18 protein-coding genes are annotated in these 22,105 nt (G+C 46.2%); 7 read left to right on the top strand and 11 right to left on the bottom strand.

The genetic code is table 11. The features are described from left to right. The first annotated feature begins 144 nt into the window (after positions 1-144). From cphA to VFT64_02310, 3 genes are read left to right on the top strand one after another with little or no spacing between them, the layout of a single operon-like run. Positions 145-2,940: a cyanophycin synthetase gene (gene cphA, locus VFT64_02320; GenBank protein HEU5046657.1), complete on the top strand. Its 2,796-nt coding sequence runs from the start codon at positions 145-147 to the stop codon at positions 2,938-2,940. Next, positions 2,933-3,796, top strand: a complete 864-nt coding sequence (locus VFT64_02315) for an isoaspartyl peptidase/L-asparaginase family protein (GenBank protein HEU5046656.1) — start codon at positions 2,933-2,935, stop codon at positions 3,794-3,796. Before cphA ends, VFT64_02315 begins: the two co-directional genes overlap by 8 nt. Next, positions 3,789-4,679, top strand: coding sequence for a cyanophycinase (locus VFT64_02310; protein HEU5046655.1), 891 nt, complete (start codon positions 3,789-3,791; stop codon positions 4,677-4,679). The genes VFT64_02315 and VFT64_02310 overlap by 8 nt, the downstream gene beginning before the upstream one ends. A 326-nt stretch (positions 4,680-5,005) precedes the next feature. On the opposite strand, the gene VFT64_02305 is transcribed toward VFT64_02310, so the two are convergent. Beyond that, positions 5,006-5,134: a hypothetical protein gene (locus VFT64_02305; GenBank protein HEU5046654.1), complete on the bottom strand. Its 129-nt coding sequence runs from the start codon at positions 5,132-5,134 to the stop codon at positions 5,006-5,008. A 731-nt stretch (positions 5,135-5,865) separates the two neighbouring features. Here VFT64_02305 and VFT64_02300 point away from each other — a divergent pair. The 3 genes from VFT64_02300 to VFT64_02290 all read left to right on the top strand — a co-directional run bounded on the left by VFT64_02300 (position 5,866) and on the right by VFT64_02290 (position 11,707). Then, the gene (locus tag VFT64_02300; GenBank protein ID HEU5046653.1) at positions 5,866-8,529 is read left to right on the top strand and encodes a hypothetical protein; all 2,664 of its coding nucleotides are present in this window, start codon (positions 5,866-5,868) and stop codon (positions 8,527-8,529) included. Between the two features lie 275 nt (positions 8,530-8,804). Then, complete coding sequence (locus VFT64_02295) at positions 8,805-10,076, top strand: glycosyltransferase (GenBank protein ID HEU5046652.1); 1,272 nt, start codon at positions 8,805-8,807, stop codon at positions 10,074-10,076. Between the two features lie 284 nt (positions 10,077-10,360). After that, positions 10,361-11,707 (top strand): hypothetical protein, encoded by a 1,347-nt coding sequence (locus tag VFT64_02290; GenBank protein HEU5046651.1) that lies wholly within the window; start codon positions 10,361-10,363, stop codon positions 11,705-11,707. A gap of 105 nt (positions 11,708-11,812) precedes the next feature. Here VFT64_02290 and VFT64_02285 read toward each other — a convergent pair whose 3' ends face one another. Further along, on the bottom strand, positions 11,813-12,343 hold the full coding sequence (locus tag VFT64_02285) for a hypothetical protein (protein ID HEU5046650.1): 531 nt from the start codon (positions 12,341-12,343) through the stop codon (positions 11,813-11,815). A 145-nt stretch (positions 12,344-12,488) separates the two neighbouring features. Here VFT64_02285 and VFT64_02280 point away from each other — a divergent pair, with 145 nt between their 5' ends. Continuing rightward, positions 12,489-12,719 (top strand): helix-turn-helix transcriptional regulator, encoded by a 231-nt coding sequence (locus VFT64_02280; protein ID HEU5046649.1) that lies wholly within the window; start codon positions 12,489-12,491, stop codon positions 12,717-12,719. 113 nt (positions 12,720-12,832) lie between these two features. Here VFT64_02280 and VFT64_02275 read toward each other — a convergent pair whose 3' ends face one another. From VFT64_02275 to VFT64_02235, 9 genes are all read right to left on the bottom strand, one after another. Further along, on the bottom strand, positions 12,833-13,429 hold the full coding sequence (locus tag VFT64_02275; GenBank protein HEU5046648.1) for a glycine zipper 2TM domain-containing protein: 597 nt from the start codon (positions 13,427-13,429) through the stop codon (positions 12,833-12,835). 81 nt (positions 13,430-13,510) lie between these two features. Next, positions 13,511-15,130, bottom strand: a complete 1,620-nt coding sequence (locus VFT64_02270) for a recombinase family protein (GenBank protein HEU5046647.1) — start codon at positions 15,128-15,130, stop codon at positions 13,511-13,513. Then, complete coding sequence (locus VFT64_02265; protein HEU5046646.1) at positions 15,127-15,582, bottom strand: DUF2924 domain-containing protein; 456 nt, start codon at positions 15,580-15,582, stop codon at positions 15,127-15,129. The genes VFT64_02270 and VFT64_02265 overlap by 4 nt, the downstream gene beginning before the upstream one ends. Before the next feature lie 255 nt (positions 15,583-15,837). Further along, positions 15,838-16,251 (bottom strand): DUF3489 domain-containing protein, encoded by a 414-nt coding sequence (locus VFT64_02260; protein HEU5046645.1) that lies wholly within the window; start codon positions 16,249-16,251, stop codon positions 15,838-15,840. A 198-nt stretch (positions 16,252-16,449) separates the two neighbouring features. Further along, positions 16,450-17,133 (bottom strand): Vps62-related protein, encoded by a 684-nt coding sequence (locus tag VFT64_02255; protein HEU5046644.1) that lies wholly within the window; start codon positions 17,131-17,133, stop codon positions 16,450-16,452. Between the two features lie 95 nt (positions 17,134-17,228). Then, a complete protein-coding gene (gene terL, locus VFT64_02250; GenBank protein HEU5046643.1) occupies positions 17,229-18,671 on the bottom strand; it encodes a phage terminase large subunit in 1,443 nt (480 codons plus the stop codon). After that, a complete protein-coding gene (locus tag VFT64_02245) occupies positions 18,658-19,041 on the bottom strand; it encodes a DUF5681 domain-containing protein (GenBank protein HEU5046642.1) in 384 nt (127 codons plus the stop codon). Before VFT64_02245 ends, terL begins: the two co-directional genes overlap by 14 nt. Beyond that, entirely contained in the window at positions 19,034-20,302 is a 1,269-nt protein-coding gene (locus tag VFT64_02240; protein HEU5046641.1) for a DNA methyltransferase, read from the bottom strand. Before VFT64_02240 ends, VFT64_02245 begins: the two co-directional genes overlap by 8 nt. 935 nt (positions 20,303-21,237) lie before the next feature. After that, the coding region (locus tag VFT64_02235) for a DUF3060 domain-containing protein (protein ID HEU5046640.1) at positions 21,238-22,105 on the bottom strand (868 nt) is incomplete at its 5' end.

The raw sequence follows: 22,105 nt of genomic DNA, 5'->3' as shown, positions 1-22,105 counted from the left end.
CTTTAAACGCCAGTACACTTTATTAATTTTTAACTCGCAATACGCTTTTCCGTCCGGTGTTTTTATAAGCATCCAAGTTTAATAGTATTACTTCCACCGCCTACTGGAACAAAAGTGGACACTATTAACCAACCAGGGATAACAATGGGACAAGCGATTGCTGAATTTCCGGTGCTTGCGTCAAATGCAAACAAAGATGTACTTTCACCCCCCTTACATGTTTTAGAATGCAGAATTTATCGTGGCCCTCATCTTTATAGCCACAAACCGATGATCCGCCTGCAGGTGGATCTGGGAGCGCTGGAAGACTGGCCTTCCAATAAACTTTCGGGGTTTACGGAAAAATTAGTGGCATGCCTGCCCGGCCTCCATGAGCATACCTGTTCCAGGAGAAAAGCAGGCGGATTTGTGGAACGGCTCCATGAAGGCACATGGATCGGTCACATCATCGAACATGTGGCTATTGAATTGCAGACTATGGCGGGCCTGCAGGTAACGCGCGGCAAGACGCGCTCCGTCAAGGGCAAGCCGGGCCATTACAACATCATGTATACTTATCGCTTCGAGGAGGCAGGGCTTTATGCCGGTCGTGCTGCGCTGGATCTGGTGGCTTCCCTGCTCCCCTCTCCTTTCAATCAGTTTAAGGGAGTTGAGAAAGTTTATAGCCTGCCCGATACAGGTGGTTTCGATCTGGAAAAAGCCCTTGCTGAATTACGCAGGTTGGTCAGGGCAGAAAAATTCGGCCCGACTACCCAGTCGCTCGTAGATGAAGCGGAGCGCAGGGATATACCCTGGTTCAGGCTGGATGAACAAAGCCTGGTGCAGCTGGGTACGGGCAAATACCGCAAGCTTATCCGCGCAAGCGTTACCAGCACCACCTCTAACATGGCGGTTGAAACGGCATCGGACAAGGAATTAACCAAGAAAATATTGAGGGGAGTCAGTATTCCCGTTCCCGAAGGCGAAGCAGTGCGCACGGTGGAAGGCGCTTTGGAAGTTGCAAGAAATATTGGTTTTCCTATCACCATTAAACCGCTTGATTGTAACCATGGCCGTGGCGTCAGCACCTGCCTTCATACGCTCGAGATGGTGACGGAAGCCTTCAATAAAGCAAAAGAGCTTTCTCATTATGTTATCATTGAAAAACACTATACCGGCAAAGATTACCGCGTGCTTGTCGTAAATGGGGAAGTTATCGCCGCTGCTGAGCGTGTACCCGCCCATGTGATTGGCAATGGACGGGACAGTATCGCCGCGCTTATCGAAAAGGTGAATGATGATCCACGCCGTGGCGACGGTCATGAAGATGTTATGACACGCATCAAGGTAGACGATGCTCTTATCGCATGGCTGGCCCGCTCCGGCATGACTCTGGAAAGTGTGCCTGCGCTTAAACAGCATGTTGTGCTCGCGGCAACGGCTAATCTTTCGACCGGAGGAACAGCGATCGATCGCACCGACGATATGCATCCGGATAATGCGGGCATTGCACGCAGGGCATCCCTGATGATCGGCCTTGATGTTGCGGGCATCGACATGATCGTGCCGGATATAAGCCGTTCATGGCGCGAAACGGGGGGCGGCATTGTTGAAGTCAACGCCTCTCCCGGCTTCCGCATGCATCTTTATCCTGCAGAAGGCCGTCCGCGTGACGTCGCAAAACCTGTTATTTCCGCTTTATTTCCCGCCCATCAGAAAACCAGGGCACCTGTTATTGCGATCACCGGGACCAATGGCAAATCCACCACGGTGCGGATGGTAGCGCATATCCTGCGGCAATCGGGGCTGAAGGTAGGATTCACCTCCACATCCGGTGTGTATGTCGGCGATGATTGTATCTGGGAAGGCGATGCCAGCGGGCCGAAAAGCGCGCGCATGCTGCTAAAAGATCCTACTATCGACGTCGCCGTGCTGGAAACGGCGCGAGGCGGCATTATCCGCGAAGGGCTCGGTGTAATGGACTGCGATATCGGCGCGGTGCTGAATGTGACGGAAGACCATATCGGTATCAGCGGCGTTGAAACCATAGAAGATCTGGCTGCGATTAAATCCGTCGTGGTGGAATCCGTCCACTCCGGAGGGATAAGCGTTCTTAACGCCGACGATCCGCGCACGTTAGCCATGGCGGAGCATGCAGGCGGTTCGGTGTGTTATTTCTCTATGTCCAGTGCCAAAGGGGGACCGTTGCGCGAGCATCTGGAAAAGGGAGGGCGCTGTGTTTCCCGTGAGACGATCGGCGGCAAAGCGCAATTGGTCATGTACCGTGACGGCATCCGCATCCCGATTGTGGCAGCGGATGAGATTCCGGCCACTTATTCCGGCGCGGCTGCGTTTAACATCGAAAATGCGCTCGCGGCCATTGCCATTGCAAGCGGGCTTGATATTGATCCGCAAGTCATGCGTTCCGCCCTTATGTCGTTCAGCTCTTCTTACGAGCAGAACCCCGGGCGCTTCAATATCCATGACGGGCACGGTTTCAGGATTATTGTGGACTATGCGCATAATCCCGCTGCCCTGCGCGCATTCTTTCGCATGATCCGGCATATGAGAGGAAATTACTTACGCGTTATCGGTCATGTCAGCACGCCGGGAGACAGGCGGGATGAAGACATACTTGAAGTAGGCCGTATTGCCGGGAAAGAACTGGATCTGGCCGTGTTCCGCGAAAAACCGGATACACGCGGCCGCCCGGATGGCGAGATCGTGCGGTTGCTTTGCGAGGGAGCCCGTCTGGCCGGACGCGGGGATGAGCATATTATCGGCGTTTATTCGGAAGAAGACGCAACGGAATTGTGCCTTCAAAAAGCACGGCCGGGCGATTTAGTGATCCTGACTCCCAGCGATGTCGAGCAATGCTGGAAACAGGTGATGGAATTCAAACCTGATTTCCAGCATCCGCATCATTCATCCTCTTTAAAGGAAATGCAAACCTATGTCTGATCCCGTGCACTGGTCGTTAATCGCGCATGGCGGCGCAAAATCCATTGAGCCGCAGGAAGAGCAATGCAATCGTGCAGGGCTGCATGAAGCTATTATGATCGGCAGCCGTATCCTATCGGAAGGCGGGACGGCGCTTGAAGCGGTAGAGGAAGTGGTCAAAAAACTGGAGAATGATCCTGCTTACAATGCCGGGCTTTATGGCGCTGTCCGCAATGAGGAAGGCAATATCGAGCTTACCGCTTCCATTATGGACGGCGCAACGCTTGATATCGGGGCCGTCGCCGGTCTTAAAAATATCGAACATCCGGTTTCAGTCGCGCGGGCATTACTGCGAGACAAAGCAATCTTTCTTATCGGCGAAGGTGCGATGAGGTTTGCACAATCCCAGGGATTCGAACAGGTATCACCCCCTGCCGCAGCCAAGAAGGCCACTGAATGCGACACCGTAGGCTGTGTGGCAAGGGATAAGCAAGGTAATCTGGCGGCAGCCACTTCTACCGGCGGACTGAGCGGCACACGCGTGGGGCGCGTGGGCGATGTGCCTCTACCTGGATGCGGATTTTACGCCGACAACAAGCGCGGAGCTATCAGCTGTTCCGGCGAAGGCGAGGCCATTGCGCGTGTATTGCTTGCCTCCGAGTGCCTGCATTACTTTAAAGCCATGTCCAGCAATGAAGCAGCGGAATATGCGATCAAACTCCTGGATAAAGTCAAAGGCGAGGCAGGCATCATCGGCATCACCGCGGAAGGCCATCTTACCTGGGCGCATAACAGTCCGGGTTTCGCAGTCGGTATGGCATGGGAAGAAAGTCCTGAGCCGAAAGTGTACTTAAAAAAAGGCGCTGAATATGCCTAATTCCAGAAAACATGGCACGCTTATCATTATCGGCGGCCATGAGGATAAAGAAGGCGAATGCGTTATCCTGAAGGAAGTTGCCAAGCATGTGCATGGCGACAAGCTGCTGCTGGCTACTATTGCGTCGGAAGTGCCGGAAGATTATTTCGAGGAATATAAAATCGCATTTGCAAAGCTCGGCATTCATGAACTGAGGCACTTGTACATCTCGGATCGTGCGGAATCCGCCAGCGAAGAAAAACTTCGTCTCTTTGATGATATTGACGGCGTCTTCTTCTCCGGCGGAGACCAATTGCGCATCAGCAGCCAGATTGGCGATACGCCTTTTGAAACACGTATTCATGAGATATTCAACAATGGCGGCATGATTGCGGGAACCTCCGCAGGGGCCTCTGTGATGAGTGAAGTCATGCTGATTCGTGGATCGAATTCCGAATCGCACCGTATCGGCGATCTGCACATGGCTGCCGGACTGGGCTTATTGCGCGACGTCATTATCGACCAGCATTTTGCCGAACGCGGGCGCATTGGCCGCCTTCTGGGCGCGGTTGCACTGAATCCGCGTATTCTCGGTATCGGTATTGATGAAAATACCGCCATCATCGTCAAAGAGCGAAAATTCACTGTGTTGGGCGCAGGCGCGGTGTATGTGGTGGACGGCGCAAGCGTCACATGTTCCAATATTACCGATGGCGAAGAAAAGCGGACATTATCCATATCCGATGTGAGACTGCATGTACTCAGCGACGGAGATCAGTTCGACCTCAGCACAAGACGCCCGACGGCCGCAGGCGATGTTGAAAGAAGCAATAAGCTGCAGGAAATGTTCGTGGAGCCTGAACAAAAACGCAAAGCGAAGACACTTAACCGGAAAAAGCGCTAACATTTATAGTAATGGATAAACTCTATAGCGAACCTATTCCTTTTTTCTATGGCGATTACGCCGTACAATAACCGTTTTTGCTATTACGGAAACTTTCTTTTCGCAAGTGGGGCAAATTGCCGGTTGCTTATTGAGATCATAAAATCGAGTGGCACAACTTGCACAGGTGTGTTTGGTGCCGCGATCTATCAAAGTCATCATGGATTCTTTCCGTTCATTCGAGATGAACAACTTCAATATTCTTTGGCATAAGCCCGGTTCGTATAGGGAATAACTAAAGAAGTGTAGCAGTCTCTGCAGAGACTGCTACTTAGTATAAGCCAATGCTATTTCTTATCACTGTTAGCAGGAGCATTATTCGTTTCCTGTTTCTTATTGGTATCGTTTGCTGGCACAGAGGGGCCATTTTTCTCTGCGTCATCCTTTTGCGGGGTGGGAGAGGTTGAGGTTGTCATAAAATAGCCTTTCAGTTGCATTCAAATAATATCGAATGGAAAACGAGCGTATACCTTATCGAATAAAATAGATATGTTTTAATTTATTGAAATATAAAAATATTTTTATTATGCTTTTATCTTATATAAACCCGTCGGTTGAAAGTATAGACATGAGATGGATTAGTCTTTATGCGCCCAATGGCAGTCAATTTTCCAATGACTTGAGGGTAGGTTCCGACGGTTATATGGAGTATAGGTTTGGCGGGCTTTAACGGAGCCTGGCGAATGTGTAAATGGTAGTGGACGGAGTCTACCGCGAACCAGTCTCCGCATCAAATTCCCTGTTTATCAGGGAAAAAACAGGGAATTTCTAGTATTTCAAAGGCACATCATTCTCGGGCGATATAGAAAACAGCGTTATATTAGATAGTTATCTTCAAATTCCCTAAAAACATAACAGGGAATTTTTTTCTGTAGAACAGGGATTATCTACTAGTTAGCAGGGATGTTTTTCTCTCTTTCTATACAAACGTCCTGTGAACATGCTTATAAACTCAAACGCTACCAATTATATCCGCTGAAACGACAGATTTCATTTACTAGCTCTGTATGCGAAATAGAGCGTTTTAAGAAATTTAATTACGCAAAGGTTACTTGATTTATCTGAATTGGGACAAAGCAGTTCATACTTCTTTAACACATTATACTTATTATCCGCGCCGCAAATTTGGTTAGGGATATTAAGTACAATGTATAGACCACGTTACGGAACAGCTGCACTACGCTCAGAGCCTGATGATCAATTAGAAAATTATACCATTCTCAATAATGAGAATGTTTTTCCTAATAACCACGCTTGGCTGCGTGATATGAGTGAAGCCACAGGGCTTCCTATATCCAAATTTATTGAAGCCAGACCGGAACGCATCGCATTACAGTTAACTGCAGCCTTAGTGCCCTTGAAAGTCAAGGTAGCAGATGATCAGCAGTATTTAGATACTGTTAACAGCCTCTATTATAGTACCATTCTTCCTTCTATGGAAAAGTTGGGACAAGAAATAATCCAAGAAAGGGAAAGCATTAGGCAGAATGCGGCTAATGCAGTCGAAGAAATATTTTCTGAGGAACCACCTTCGCCTCCGCATAATGAAGTTGCGGATGCAGCATTACGAATAAGGCGCTTGATATCTTTAAGAGCAAACTTAGGCATGATTGATAGCCCTCATGTTGATACAAAAGAACTTACTTCCCTTTTAACCGCGTCCCATCTTTATAACAAAATGGCAGTCAATAAACTCAAGCCATTTGTGCTACAAGCGATTGAGACGTGTGCCTCTTCTCCTGATTCACCCTTAGAGCTCTTGGCTGCAAGTGATACAACAAAAAGAAAACATATCGCCGTTATTGGTGGGCAAGGCTCCGGGAAAACAACATTACGAGCGGATATCGTTAAAGATAGAATAACCCGCTGTAATGATACGCCAGCATGCTTAAATATAGATGTATTGAGGCCTTTACTATTAGAGCATCAAGCAGCTGCACGCCGGGACGGCGCTTCAGAAAAATATCTCGAGGATTATGGTCGGTTTACAGAGGATGAAGCGCGCGTCATTAAAGATATGCAGTGGAGATTTATAGGTGAGCTGTCTCAAAAGGGGCAATTACCAAACCTCGTAATCGATTCTTCGGTTATCACTCCTAAGCAATTTGAACTTCTTTCCTCCAGGAATGCACGTGAAAGTATTATATTTATTCATGTTCCTTATGAAGAAGCAAAGAGTCGCGTTTTAAAAAGAGCGCATGATGTTGAGGGAATCCCGGGAGTAAACCATGGGCGTTTAAGTTTAGAAGAAGAGGTTATTGAAGGACATCATAAATCTTCTCAGTACATCATCTCACTGCTCATTCATAATGTCGGCACGAATACAAAGATTAAGGTTTTAGATGGAACATCGCCTGATAAAATAAAACCTGTTATTGCCCATGCAGACTTAAAAAGAGGATTTCTGGATATTCGTGATCTTCCTAAATTTCTCGATCTAGCCCAAAAATCATCCATTGATTATTATAGTAATGCTAACGTTCATGCTGATCCCGTAGATATTTTTAATAAATTGGCACTCACTATTTCCGACATTAGTTTTACAGACAAAAAGACTGGTGCTGAATATTTAAAATACTCTGCCGATTCAGGGATACGAATTACAAATTATGATTTATATCGCGCCAATAAAAGTGAGTCACTGGAGCAGGCTATTTTAATTCTGGATACGTTCTACCACAGTAATAAAGGCAGTTTACTCAGGAAAATTGATAAGGAAAGAGGGCAAAAATTTGAGACACGGGAACCCTTTGTGAAAGGAGAAGAATCCAGGGTTTTCTCTGGCCATTACGAAACAGAGGTTCCGGTTGTGAATAGTGCCGATAGTACAGATCAAACGCTAGAGTTACGCCATATTGCAAAACGTGGAAAGTTTCTAGATGGTCAAGATTTTGATCCATGGCGGTCAAAAGCACCGGATGATGTGAGAATGCTGGCATCTCGACTGGTGGTAGATAGCTGGCTTAATACCGAATCACTGGATGCCATTATTGATAATGTATTATCTAAAACAAACGGCACATTTTCTTCCCAATTGCCAGCCGTTGTCCATATTGCCAGCCCTGTAAAAGATACCACACGCCCTGGTGTTAACATTAATTACATGGCCTTGACATATGGTATTGAAATAACCGAACGGCTTAATCAGCGCTTAGAGGAGAGAGGCCTTGAAAGTCAGATAGTTTTTAGGAACGATCGACCGATGATCTCACTTGTGAGTGATAGAGTTCCTCGCACTACCGCTGGTATTGTCAGCAGATTAACATCTCATCCTGTATTTGATCCATCCGAGTTTCACCCAGGTGATATGGTATTACTGGCAGATGAGCATATTCAAGCTGGGGGAGTAGCATGGGCCCTACACAATATAGGCAATTCTGTTCCTATTGATATTATTGGTTATGCCGCACTATCAAGCCATAATCTTTGCCAGGATCTGCGAATAAGTCCTCCCATATTAACAGCCTTAGATGCAGCACTGGAAAAATGCGCAGACCATTTTAATCAAGACGCTGGAAAATATAAGAATGATCTCGATCGAAGCCTTAGCCTAGTCGGATTAAGTCGTCAGACTATTACCAACATGGAAGCGCTCTACATTATTGCCATGTTAATCAACGGCGAAGATAGAGATGAAGTGAAATGGTTTAATGATCTTAAAAAAGCAATAGGAGACGGAAATGATGTTAGAGAGGGGTTGGATAGTTTTTCTACAATGCTTGAAAAACCACCAATAAGCCCTGGCACGCTAGGAAAATTCATTAAAGAAGGCGTAGAAGAAAGCCGAAGAACTATTTATCACAGGGTATAATTATGCATAAGAAAACCATATACACAAAGCCTTTAGCTGTTCCGGATAAACACTTAACGACTGCAACTGAACAACTGTTCCTATCCGAATCGGCGAAATTATATAAAAACGTCTACGATGCTCTTAGCAAGCAGTATCCTCGCAAAGTGCGTGAGAACACCGATCATAAAAATGATTAGTGCATTCGTGTTGGTTTATTACGTATGAAGATTGCCCGCATTCGATCTCAAAATAACGTCGTACCTCCTTTGGGATATGGAGGTACGGAGCGTGTTATGGCGCAGCTCACAGCCATGCAGGCCGCTTTATGCGCAGACGATGTAACGTTATATGCCCCCGCAGATTCTGACATTATCAATTATACAAAAGATATTGCAGATGCATTGAAACTACAGTCCGAGATAAGCCGGGATTATTCTACAATACGTATTCAGAACCAAAATGGGAGTTGGGGCACTGTAACCCTTCGTACAACGGGAGAGAATGCAACTCGAGACTTAGAAGCGAATACGAAATTACTGGATTTGCTGATAGCAGATGAACATGAACACCCTTCCGATGTGGTCCACTTGCATGACAGAAAACGTGCGGATTACCTTGCAGCAGGAGGATTACAGAATGTTATTCTTCATGAGCATACCGCGCATACGAGAACTTCTTCAGGAACACAGGAGAAAAAATATCCTTATCCCATTATAGCCTTATCCCAAGATCATGCAGATAATATTCTCCATAAGATGCCCGATGTTGATATTCTAGGAGTCGCGCATCATGGCCTTTTCGCAGAAAACTGGCCAGCTACGGATCAATCTGCCGGATACTTGCTTTCTATTGGAAGATTTGCCGAATATAAGGGTACCCATCGAGCGATAGAGATTGCGCAGCGTTCTAGAAAAACTTTAATTATAGCCGGAACCACAAAATACGGAAAACAAGAGTATTTTGATGAAAAGGTCCAGCCCCATATCGATATTTATGATGAGACTCTTCCGGAACGGATTGCAGATAAAAAGCCCGAAGAAGTAGAAAAGATCATTAAAGCAATAGAAGATAAGTTCTATTCCGAACATCCGGGTAGAGCCAAACCACCAGTGATCTTTGTGGGCGAGGTAAATGATGCACAGAAGAAGCGTTTATATGCCAATGCCGACGCCACCTTAATGCCGCTTTCGTGGCGAGAGCCGTTTGGGCTGATTATGATTGAATCTATGGCTTCTGGCACACCGGTCATTGGATTCTCCAGGCTTGGTGATATTAGGGTCGGTGCCGTCGAGGAAATTGTAGATGAGGGAGTTACAGGTTTTAAGATATCTGCAGATACAGAAGAAGAGGCTATAACGCGCGCTGTCGAAGCGGTGCATAGCATCGGTCAATTAGCTCGGACTCGCATCAGAGAAGTCTTTGATAGAAAATGGTCGGCTGAACATGAAGTTAGAACTATTCAGAAATTGTTCAATCAATATATCCACCAGTCGCAGGATAAGCCAGGAACGCCTCAGCCAGCGATTTATATAGAAGTTCCGGGACAGATTCAGCATGAGAGATAATATGGGATATACCGCACAGCACTCTCGTAAGGTGCCCCTGATTAGTTTTTTACTCGCAAGAGACCATACCAACAGAATTGCATGGTATTTTGTCGATGTCAGCCCATTCAAATTGAGGCAATTTGAGCGCGATATGAAAAGAATCGGCGGCGATATCAAGAGATATGGCACAATATTAGAATCAGGTTACGGCTCGTTTCCTCCTCCGCATATCATAGAGAAAATGAAAAGGATGGGGTACTGCAGTCAAGACCGGAAACACACTTAAATCACAGGAATTATATATGGTTAGCATTAATAAAGATGAAATTGCACAATGGACAGAACGACATGGACGTCCTCCATCCATATTGTTCATGGTGGATTCTACCAATGGCTTTGGACACTTTAATACAGCCGCCGAAGTATGTAGTCGCATGCGTGATATGGGGGCGGATGTATGCATTGCGTCCAGCACTGCCAAAGCTTCAGAAGGTATATTCGATATGAAAGGGGTAAAGCAGCATTCTCTCCCGCCCGTACTGTCCAGGAGAGATCCCGAAAAAGGCAAACAATATATTACCCCTAAAGGAACGCTTTACAAGGAAGATACGGAATATCAGGCATTGCGGGCAGATAAACTGAAAGCCATTACGGAAGAGTTTACACCTGATATTGTCGTTTTTGATATATATCCTTTTGCAGGCTCTAATTATCGTATCGATGATATGAACGCACTCAAAAGTTCTTTCGCAGATACCTCGGCAGATCCCAGCTTTATTTGTTTGGGAAGGGATATAATGCACTCCCATAATCCACAACGTGTTTTGGGTGCATTAGAAGATTTCGATCATATTCTTGTGCATAGCGATGGAGTTATGAATAAATTGCAGGATTGTCAGGAGGATTGGCATCAGATTACCACACCTATAGAATATATGGGAAATGTCATTCGGGACCTACCAGTGCGTGATGATACTATAAATGATGCCGAACGTCCCCTTATGGTATTTGCAGGCGGCGGCTACAATCCAAGTGATGAAGCGTTATTTAAAACAGCGATAGAAGCACGCAGCCATTCCGCACAGTTCCGTGATAATCCCTGGAAAATTGTTGTTTCGGAAAAATGTCCCGAACCTATTTTTCAAGAGCTTGTTGAAAGGGCAAGGGATATTGATCCTAGTGGAACTAAGATCATTGTTACCAAACCCTATAATTCTGCCGATTTTACAAACGATATTGCTAATTGTGCAGGCGCTATTATTGGCGGCAGCTATAATGTCACCACTGAATTACTGTATTACAACATGCCCTTCGTAACAGTTCCCCGCTTCTCAGATGAACAAATAATGCGCGCTGATTTATTAGAGCGGCATGGCCTTGCCAGGAAGTTTCCTCAGGAAGAATTTAAAAGGGACCAGTCGCTTACAGAATCGGAGCAGCAAACTATTGCTACGAGACTTGCTGAAACGCTGGATTCTACCCGTACCTTGCAATCAGATCCTACATTGGAGTTGGATTATAATGGAGCTGATCGAATGGCTCAAAGGATGGTGGAATTAGCCTGTAAACAAAGAGAGAGCAATATTCTTGGAAGGACTAATACACAAACAGGTGCAGCTCGTGGATATGGCACACACGGGAGCCGTTAGCATTAAGTTTCATATATGTTGATTGTGGATCATGATCTACGCAGTATAAAAAAAGCAATAATTATTAGCCATTGCTCAATCTTATAACCGCCATTCTTTTCTTGTTTACCAGCGATGTGTTTTTAACACATGTACTGACATCTTCAATTTCTCATCAGCAGATACTAAGGGCCGCTGAAGTGTTATAGCATATGAGTAAGTATCATGGGAACGGATATTGCGAACACTAGCAGGCCATAGCTCATCAGCAGAGACCACATGACCATTATTATCTTTGAAGACTACCTGTATTTGAACACCCGCATCATCGTCACAGCCATTATAAATTTCACCGAGCACTTTGACATTCTGGCCAAATTCCAAAGTGTGCCATGAAGTTTGTCTAAGCTCTATATTTTCTATCGGACAGGTATTAGGGATTATTTTATCCAGAGACATTTGTGACTCTACCGATTGAGCTTTATAGAATCCCGGTACTTTAAAATAATAAAGTACTATTCCTGCCAGTAATGCAGCTCCTACTACTTTCTTAGTTATGCTCCAGATGGTTTCTGGCCGATTTGCACCACAATGGGGACATCTTACAGTATCCATACTGAATTCTTTATTACAATCCTTGCAAGCAACAAGTGCCACCCTTTAGCTCCTTTTTATCATCATTATTAGCTCTTTAAGAGCTCAACCTAATGATGACTATAAGTGTCATTACTTTGAAATGCAAGAGAAAATGCCACCTATAGTCTGTAGACTTATAGACATCATAGATTGAAAATCCGGCTTCATGGATGAAGCTAGAATCAAGAAGATACGAAAGAGTTTCGGAGAGCGCATAAGAAAGCTGCGTAAAGAGAAAGGCTTTTCACAAGAAAATTTTGCCTATGAGTGCGGGCTCCACCGCACGTACATGGGAGATGTAGAACGTGGCGAACGCAATATTTCAATCGATAATATAATTAAAATCGCTCATGCATTAGGCATCGCCATCAGCGACTTATTCGATGGCATTAAATAATAATGCAAACAGAATAGCTTATAGATAAGGTAGCAATAAGAATAAAGAAAAGCCTGTTAGTAAAAAACTCTATGTAACACTTACGGAATCCAAAATCGTAGAGATCCGACTATTTACTCATTGGGATCGTCGCTGACTTCTGTCGCCGCTTCGTGATGTTTTATAACGGTTTTGACATGCTTTTGTTTATGCACTACCGGTGCGGGGCAATCATCTTCGTCATCATCTGGCAATACGCGTTGGTAGCTACCACTTACCTGCAGCATTACGCATTGTCCCTTCGCAATTGGCGTCTCTGTCTTTGCAATATTCTGCACAACAGAGCGAGTCTCACCCGTTTCGGAAATCTTTATAATATATTCGATTCCTTGCCGGTCTTTGAGAGCCTGTTCTGCTGCTGCACCTGCTACGCCACCAATAACAGCCCCGGCTAGTATACCAATAACCGATCCCCTGCCGCTTCCTATAGTAGAACCGGCAACACCACCACCTACAGCACCTAGTGCCGCACCCGTTCCGGTGTTCTGGGCCTTTATATCAACCTGGCGTGCAGATTTAACTCTACCATGAAAAATTACGGCATCATGTCCTACTTCCTTATCTCCATAGGTATTTTGATCAGGATGAGCGCAGGAACAAAGCAACAAACAAGAAGTCGTTACAATCGCTATCGATTTTTGATAGAACTTCATAATACCCCAAATTGGCATGTTATTTCTTTATGAGTTTTTTATACGCCAGGGACATTGTTGTCAACTTGAAGTTGAATTTCAATAAAGAACTATAGATATTTATATGGTTAAGACTTCCTGTAGCTTCCATGCTAAGGGTAATTGAGTATTCCTTAATAACCATTGAGTAGTAAGCTTTGGCGGTTGACGGCCTTCCGCTATCGCTTCCACAATATTGGGGGCCAGAAATGCCAGATCCATCATTCTGCTAAGTGTTCCCTTATCAATCCCTTCCCGAGACGCAATTGCAGCCATGGATGGAACTTTTCCTGAAAATAGCTCTTCAGCCCTTGTATATGCTTGCGCTACAGTCCGCACGAGCATTGGATCAATTTTCGCCGTATGGTTTCCTTCAATAATCAGCTTGGTTTCTATTCCTCGCCGTTTCATTTGCATCATAATGTCCTGCTTTAAGGTAAGCGGCTGGGAAGTTGATTTGCTATTAAAGAAGGATTTCAAATCTAGGCTGATATGTAACTGATCCGGTTTCAGCTCGATCCGCTCAACCAACTCTTTCAATGCCTCATGCTTATGAACCTCGGAGGCCAATTTTTTCTGGTGCTCTATTGCCGCATTCAGGACGATAGCAATATCCTGCCCGGATATCCCCGCATCATGCAAGACAGAACTTATTGCTCCATCGTCATTCATCATGCGTATAACGCATTGTGTTACGGTATTTTCAAGTTCCTGGGCTGGTAATCGCCACGCATCCGGACATTCTTTCGCAGGACCATTCGTTATGCCTTCTGACACATAATATCGATAGCGCCTCCCCTTTTTGTTAGCCTGCACCTGCACCAGCCTTTTACCGGCGCTATCGAATAACTTCCCGGTTAGAAAACCGGACTGAACTTTTTGGGAACGGGTTTTCTCACCGTTTTTATTACTCGACAGACGGGCCTGCACCTGCTCCCACAATGCCTGATCGATGATTGCTTTATGCTGTCCCGTATAGCATTTCTCTTTATGACGGATCTGACCGATATAGATCGGATTAGATAGCATTTTATACAAGCTACCGCGGGACAGAAAATGCCCCTTTACCGACCGAATCCCCTGCTGGACAATATCCTCCTGCAGAAGGCGGACACAACCCAGCTCTAGGTAGCGTTGGAATATCTGTCCAACTGTATCGGCATCTTCTGGAACAACTACTAGTTTGCGAGCCTCCACTTTATACCCCAGAGGTATGTTTCCGCCCATCCACATGCCCCTGGCTTTCGAGGCAGAAATCTTATCGCGGATGCGTTCTCCGGTAACCTCACGTTCGAACTGAGCGAAGGAGAGCAGCACATTTAGCATCAGCCGCCCCATAGGGGTAGTTGTGTTGAACTGCTGGGTGACCGAAACGAAGGAAACTCCGTGCTTTTCGAAGCGCTCGATAATTTTGGCAAAATCCGCCAAAGAACGCGTTAGCCTGTCTACCTTGTAGACCACTACTATATTGACCCTGCCCGCTTCAATATCCTCCAGCAGCATCTGCAATCCTGGGCGTTCTATATTACCACCACTAAAACCGCCATCGTCGTAAAGGGTTTTAATTACCTGCCAGCCTTCATGCTTCTGGCTTGTAATATAGGCCTCGCAAGCTTCACGCTGCGCATGCAGGGAGTTAAAATCCTGCTCCAATCCCTCCTCGGAGGATTTTCGTGTATATACAGCGCAACGTAATGTCATGAACGCCTCACCTGTCGTTTACCACGCAGCCCGAAAAATAACGGCCCCGACCATTTGACACCGGTAATCAGGCTGGCTACTTCCGTAAGCGACCGGTATTGCTTGCCCTGGAACAACACGCCGTCTTCCAGTATAGTCACTTCGTAAGTCCGGCCGTTCCACTCACGGATCAGCTGTGCACCAACTCGAGCAGTGTTTTTTTGAAGCTGCTCAACCGCTTTGTTCTCCTTAGCGATCTTGGTTAATAGTCGCCGAGTAGCTGGCCGCAATCCTCCCAGCACCTTTTCCTGCAACCGATAAGCTGTACCCCATAGCAGCAAGCGACGACTTAAATTAGCAGGAGGTAGCGCGTTATAAAGTTTTAGCCAGTATTCTACGAGCTCCTGGCGGTCCATCCCGGGAAGCCTCGCCAGTTCCCTGGCGAGGTTCTCTTGAGTCACGAGGTGCTTCATACCGCACTGCTCCTACCATCGTGTACCAACTCCCCCACTGTTACTTCCGGTATGCAGGCAATCCGGAGTATCGCTTCAAGGGTGATATTACTCTTTCCCAGTTCGTAGTGATCAAGCAGCCATTCCGGGATGCCGGTGCGTAAGCTGAGCTTATGGATGGTCAACTTCCGTTGGCTACGCTGTCGATGAATGTTTTGACCGATAACATGCCGCAGATGACGTAGCAGGTACGTACTATAAATAGTGGGCATAGCACTAAGCCTTTACTGTCTGAATGCGATATACCCCGCCCCGCTCTTCTTCCTGATCCGAGATAATGGTCAGACCGAGCTTCTTCTTTAGGACCCCAGACAGTGTTCCATGAATGCTGTGTTTCTGCCAACCCGTGGCTTGCACTAGTTCGGGAAGGGTTACCCCTTCTGTACGCATAAGCAGATTAATTATTATTGACTGCTTCGACCCCCGCTTACCAACTTCTGCAGAAGGTAGCTGATCTTCTGGAACCGCTGCATTCTGAACTTCTGGCTTATGCGCCACCGGAGCCTTCCTCGACTGCTTCAGTAGATCATTATTGCTGCGGTTCCTGATCACTTCTCCAGGCTGAGGCTTTCCTAGCGGCGCTTTGATTTTCGTGGCCACTACGGCAGTAGGTTTTGCGTTCTTTATCATATTATCCTCCATTTGATACGCTGGAACTATTCCGGCGCTTGTACTGCCCAAAGCCCGGAGAGTCTTGTCCGAGCTAGTGTTACGGGCCATGGAGGTCAGCCCGTAACAACAGCAATGCTTCCTTTGGGGAGGAAGTCCAGCTCTTTCTTAGCCAACGACGCTACAAGTATGCTCGTAGAGAAATGACTCGAAAGCATTCTATTCTATCGCGGGTACTCCTTTCGGTATATAGGCTGTGCCCTCATAGCCGTCATAATCAGTTCCTGTCACAAATGCATTCGGAATACCATTTAGAGCCCAGAAGGCAGCATTTCCGAAAGATGCCCCGGACGTGTGGTCATTCCATATCTGATAGGTAGCTTGCGTTACTGTACAGAGGTCAGCACGTACACACATTAAATCAGGTATAATCGGCATCTCATATCCGGTAAATGCCCCCTGATATCCTTGTCCATTCGCAACATTACCAATGAAATAATATCCTTGAGGCGCTTGCGGTATCCAGATGGAGCCATTCTGAGATCCCCCTGTATCTCTGTCATTCCATATTTCAAAAAAAGGATTCTGAGGATTAGGCGGCATTAGAATCGGATTCTGTGGATCACGGTTTACTTCTTGTACAATGAGGGCCGGTCCCGGTGGCGGATTGCTTCCATATACAGCGCAATAACTTACAATCGACCAAGTATCATCAGGAGGAAGGGGGCGGTATACACGCACGCTCGAGCAACTTCCGTGCATTTTAGATCCCCACCACACCAGATCATATTGATTAGTTACGGCAAATTGAAGTGCGGGAACTCCACTCTCGCGGAGTTCCTCCAAGGTAATGGACTTTCCTGTTATCCCGCTAATAATAACGGGAGTGTTTGCATACGCCATATGGGACTCCTTCCGGAATAACTTTGAAACATGAATAATAAAATATATAAGTTAAATAAGGGTAAACCTGATCAAACGAAGATCTCGATGCTTGATTACATGGGTAACTCACAATCATCGTCGCCAGCAAGTATATCAAGAATTCCCACTTTCTTTTTCCATACCCAATCGAGAAGCTGTGACAGAGCATCGATCTGGTCATCATTGCGCCCATAGGGGAAGGAGGCGATTTCCATTCGGAAATCCTCCAGCCAGGAGGCGTGTTCTGGCAGATAGACCTTTCCCCCTTCGATATGCGCCGACTGCGCAACCGCACGATCCTTCTTATCTCCCACTGGCTTATACTCGATAACCCCAAATCCTTCGCTGCGCAGTTGCTGAATGAGTCCCGTCCCCGATCCCTTATCCTCGATAATGACCACATCTGCTCCAAATTGCTGCTTTAATGATGGAATCTTTTTTCGTAGCTCAGGAAAATCCAGCTTGGCCCGGTATATATCCAGTATATAAAGTTTTTTATCCACTTCACATGCCGTAATACAGACCGAGTAATCGCTGCCATCATGGGCTTTCATCGCCGTATCCCAGCTTTGTACGATTCGGCTCCATCGCCCTCTTTTGGCGGGAATATCCTGGTAGACTGGAAACCACTTCCATTGGATAATATTACCATCCTGCGGAACAGGCTCCTGCTGGTATTGTGCAGAAAAGTTATAGCTGCCGATATTGGCTTTAATCGCAGTCAAGGTTGATTCGGCTTCCAGTGCAGGATTCAGCACTTCTCCTTGCGCCCTATGAAATTTTCGGCCATCACTTAAGATATGGGTTTCCGCTTGAGGGGCAATGGCTGCAAGATTTAACACTTCCCATCCTCCCTGCTGCTGCAAAAACCCCGCTAAATCCTCCAGATGCACGCGTTGCATTACTATGATGATACATCCGGTTTCCTTATTATCCAATCGACTAAACAGCGTATTGCCGAACCAGTTATTCACAAGATTGCGCTTCGTATCAGAATTCGCATCGTTAGGTTTCAGCGGATCATCTACAATGATAAAGCCACCACCACGCCCTGTGAGGGTGCCCCCAATGGAAGTTGAAAGACGATAACCATGCGATAAGGTTTCGAACTCTCCTTCACTGCGCTTATGGGGATTCAGGCGTGTATATGGAAATATGTTGCGGTACCAATCAGACTCTATAACCGCGCGGCAATCTCTCGCATGTTTCGCCGCCAACTCTTCCGAATAACTCACATTAATGATGCGCCGCCGCGGATCCCGACCTAGAAGCCATGCCGGAAACGCTACCGAAACGCAAATCGACTTCAGGCTGCGGGGTGGCAAGTTAACGATCAAACGTCTGCTCTCACCGCGTTCACACTTTTTCAAGGCGTCCGCAATCAGATCGATGTGCCAATTCGAAATATATTCCTGACTGCCATCGACCGTATAGTAGGTTTTCTCTATGAAAGCGCTCAATTCATTACGCAATAGCGCATGAAATATTTGTTTCGGTGTAGGTTCAGATAGCATCATGGTTTTCCCTCCCGCGTCTGTGATGTTTCAGAATCTTTTGGTCCTCCTCCAGTAGTTCTTCCATAGAGGCTGCTCTTGTGTCCGATTGGTGGTTATCATTCTGGCGATAGATATTTACTAGCATGGCTATACTTTTAGGGTCTCCACTTAAGGCCTTATTAATCAGTTGCTTAATGATAGCCAATTTCTTTGGAATGGCTTTGCGCTCCCCATTTTCGGTAATGGTGATATATGCTTCCAACTCCTCCTGAAAGACACTGGCAAAGTTCTTTACCCCTTTCTTACGCCCTTTCGGGTTACCGGACCGGCCGGGTTTGAACCGGGTAGTTGCAGGCGGCTTTCCGTACCCAATATTATATTCTTTAGGCATGGGCTCCTCCCTGCAATAGAACCGGTTTTACGCCGGTCAGTTTTTCATAGCGATACAGGATAACGTCGCAGTAATGAGGCTCATACTCGATGACATACGCTTTGCGCTTGGTCTTTTCCGCTGCCAGCAGGGTCGAACCGCTTCCAGCAAAGCTATCCAGTATAATGCTTCCCTGACGGGAACTATCGATGATAGCGTCCGCGATCATCTGTACAGGCTTTACCGTGGGATGCAGTTTTAGATCATCCTTATGTCCATTATTGGCGTGGACACCGGGATAGTCCCAGATATTAGTCCGGTAACGGCCATGCTTACCGAGTTCGATATTATTTACATGCGGCGCTTTACCATGCTTGAATACAAACACGAACTCGTGCTGTGAACGGTACAGGCTGCCCATGCCTCCCAATTGCTTATTCCAGACGCAAATATTCTTAAGCGAATCGTAAACACCTGTTCCCGCACTGCTAATCTCCAATACATGGCGCCAATCCATACAAATATAATGCAGGGATCCGTCTTGACTAAAATGCACCAGCAATTCAAAGGACTTTGTTAAAAACCCCATGAACTCCTTTGGGGTCATTTCTCCCGAGGCATAGGCAAATTCTGCATGCTTTATCTTACCGCTCCCACAGACATGGCCGTCGATCGCCACATTGTAAGGTGGATCGATGAATACGAGGTCGGCTCTCTTATCACCCATCAGTATATTAAAGCTTTCCTGCTGCAGACTATCACCGCAATAAAGACGGTGCCCCCCAAGCTGCCAGAGATCGCCTTTGCATACCTGGGGCGTAATGGTACTGTCTAAAGGCAATTCATCGATAGGGTTTTTGGCTTGCTTCACTGCTGGTTCATGGAACAGCAGATCAATCTCCGGGGTTTCCAGACCTGTAATTGTCAGATCGATATCGGCATCGAATGCCAAAAGACCCTCCAACTCTATCTTCAGAATCTCCTTATCCCAGCCCGCTTTCTCGGCGAGTTTATTGTCAGCCAGGATATATGCCTTCTTCTGGGATTCACTCATATGGTCAAGGCAGATCACTGGCACCTCTGCCAGTCCTAACTGCTTAGCGGCCAGTAATCTTCCATGGCCGGCGATAACCATACCCGCATTGTCCGTGATGATCGGATTATTAAATCCAAACTCACGGATGCTTCTGGCAATTTGTGTTACCTGCCGGTCACTATGTGTACGGGCATTATTAGGATAAGGCTTGAGGGAGTTGATGGGCACTATTTGAATTTTATGCATATAATTCCTCAATAGAAATGATTGGGATATAATGGCACAGCATAAGCATCCATTTCCCAGTACAGCGCAAAGCCCCAGGATTCGTAAAAAAGTATGTATGAAAGGAGATAAAATGCGGCTACTCTGCGTTTCGTACTTAAGCCGGATATGGAGTATGGTTAAGCTTGAATGCTCTTAACCGCTACTTTGAACTGGATGTTAAAGTGCGCCGGAATAAAAAAGCCCGCTAAGAAGCGGGCTTTTATTTTTGAAGACGCAATAATGGCGTCCTCAAGACTATAGGCGAGTTTGCGTCATTAAGACTTTAGATTAACATAATAATCACCTCCTTATCAGGAAATTTACAATTTTCAGCTGATTTCTATGCCTTCAACAAAGCTTCGGGCAGCCCATAGACAGTTAGTTGGCGCTAACCGATTAAATACAAAAACTGGATAAAAATAAAAAACCCACCTTTAGGTGGGATATAAATTCTAGACGCAATACTGCTGACGCGATTATTCAATAATAGTATAATTATAGGATTTTGCAATCCCCCTTCTTGGTAGAAATAAGAAAATCTTATGAGAATAGCCTTGCCCTAGTAGGCAGCCAATCTCTGGCCATTCTTACTAAGCGTATTTGGATTTCTATACTGGAAGCAATAAAAAACCCAGCTGTTGCTGGGATGATTCTAAACACAATTATAGTGTTACGAATAATTAATTATAGGACATCTTTAGTTATTTTCAATACTAATTCTTGCAAAAGATCTACAATTAAAGGCTCGGCCATATAGCCAAGCTAATTTAGACACACTTATATTGCGTAATCTGGCTCTATAATATCCTATTGATGAATTGCAATAGCCCTTCTTAGACAACATTACTCTTTGTTGAACGTAAGGGACATATTGCAGGAGCGATTCTTTCGCTCCTGCATAGATGTGCTCTCTCTCAATGCCAGCTTGCTGCAAGCGTGCTTTGCAGCGTCGGATCGGTCGGCATGGCGGTAGCGGTGGTGGGATTGAAACCCGAGTTATTAGCGCTGTAAGTTGCCATCGCCTGCACCAGCTGCGCTATCTGGGTATCGATCACATTACCTGCAGCGGTGTGGATGCTGCTCAGCTGAGAATAGCTATTGCTATACCAGTTGTTGATCGTCATGTGATCGGTTGTGCCCAAAATATCGACCTGCAGATTATTACCTACCTTCTCAAACCAGATCTGGTCCTTTGCGATATTGGTTCCCATATCCAATTCACCGCTCGGACCGGTATTCGTGGACAAGCCATTGGTCAGGATGTCCTGACCTGCACCGCGAGCAAACTGGTAGTGGTTGCCATTACCTTGGATCGTCAGATTGGAGCCGTTGATAGTCGCTGTGGCATTGGTCGCCAGCGTAATGCTGCTGCCGCTATAGGCATTCACAATGTTGCTATAACCGGACAGAGAGATCGTAGCTGCGCCGGTCGTGTTGACCGTATCGCCGTTACCGGCAATGGTAACCGTATCGGAAGCCACCGCATTGACGATGTTATTGTTACCTGTGACGGAAATCGACGTATTGCTGCCAGTGGAAGTCACTGTGTTGGCATTACCGGAAACACTCACCGTATCGTTATTGGCTACATTGATCGTATTACCCGAGTAATTGCCTTGTACGTCGGTATTCGCAGATACGTTGATCGTGCCGTAATACATATTGACCGTATCAATGCCGCCATTCGCGCCGGTGGTGCCATTGCCGGAAAGATTAATAGTATCTCCGTTCGCAGCGCTGACCGTATTGCCACCACCATTGATCGTGATGGTATTGCCCCCG

It is taken from the genome of Rickettsiales bacterium (assembly GCA_035765535.1).
In the GTDB taxonomy this organism is placed as follows: domain Bacteria; phylum Pseudomonadota; class Alphaproteobacteria; order Rickettsiales; family JABCZZ01; genus JABCZZ01.
This window is presented reverse-complemented; position numbering and strand designations above follow the sequence as displayed.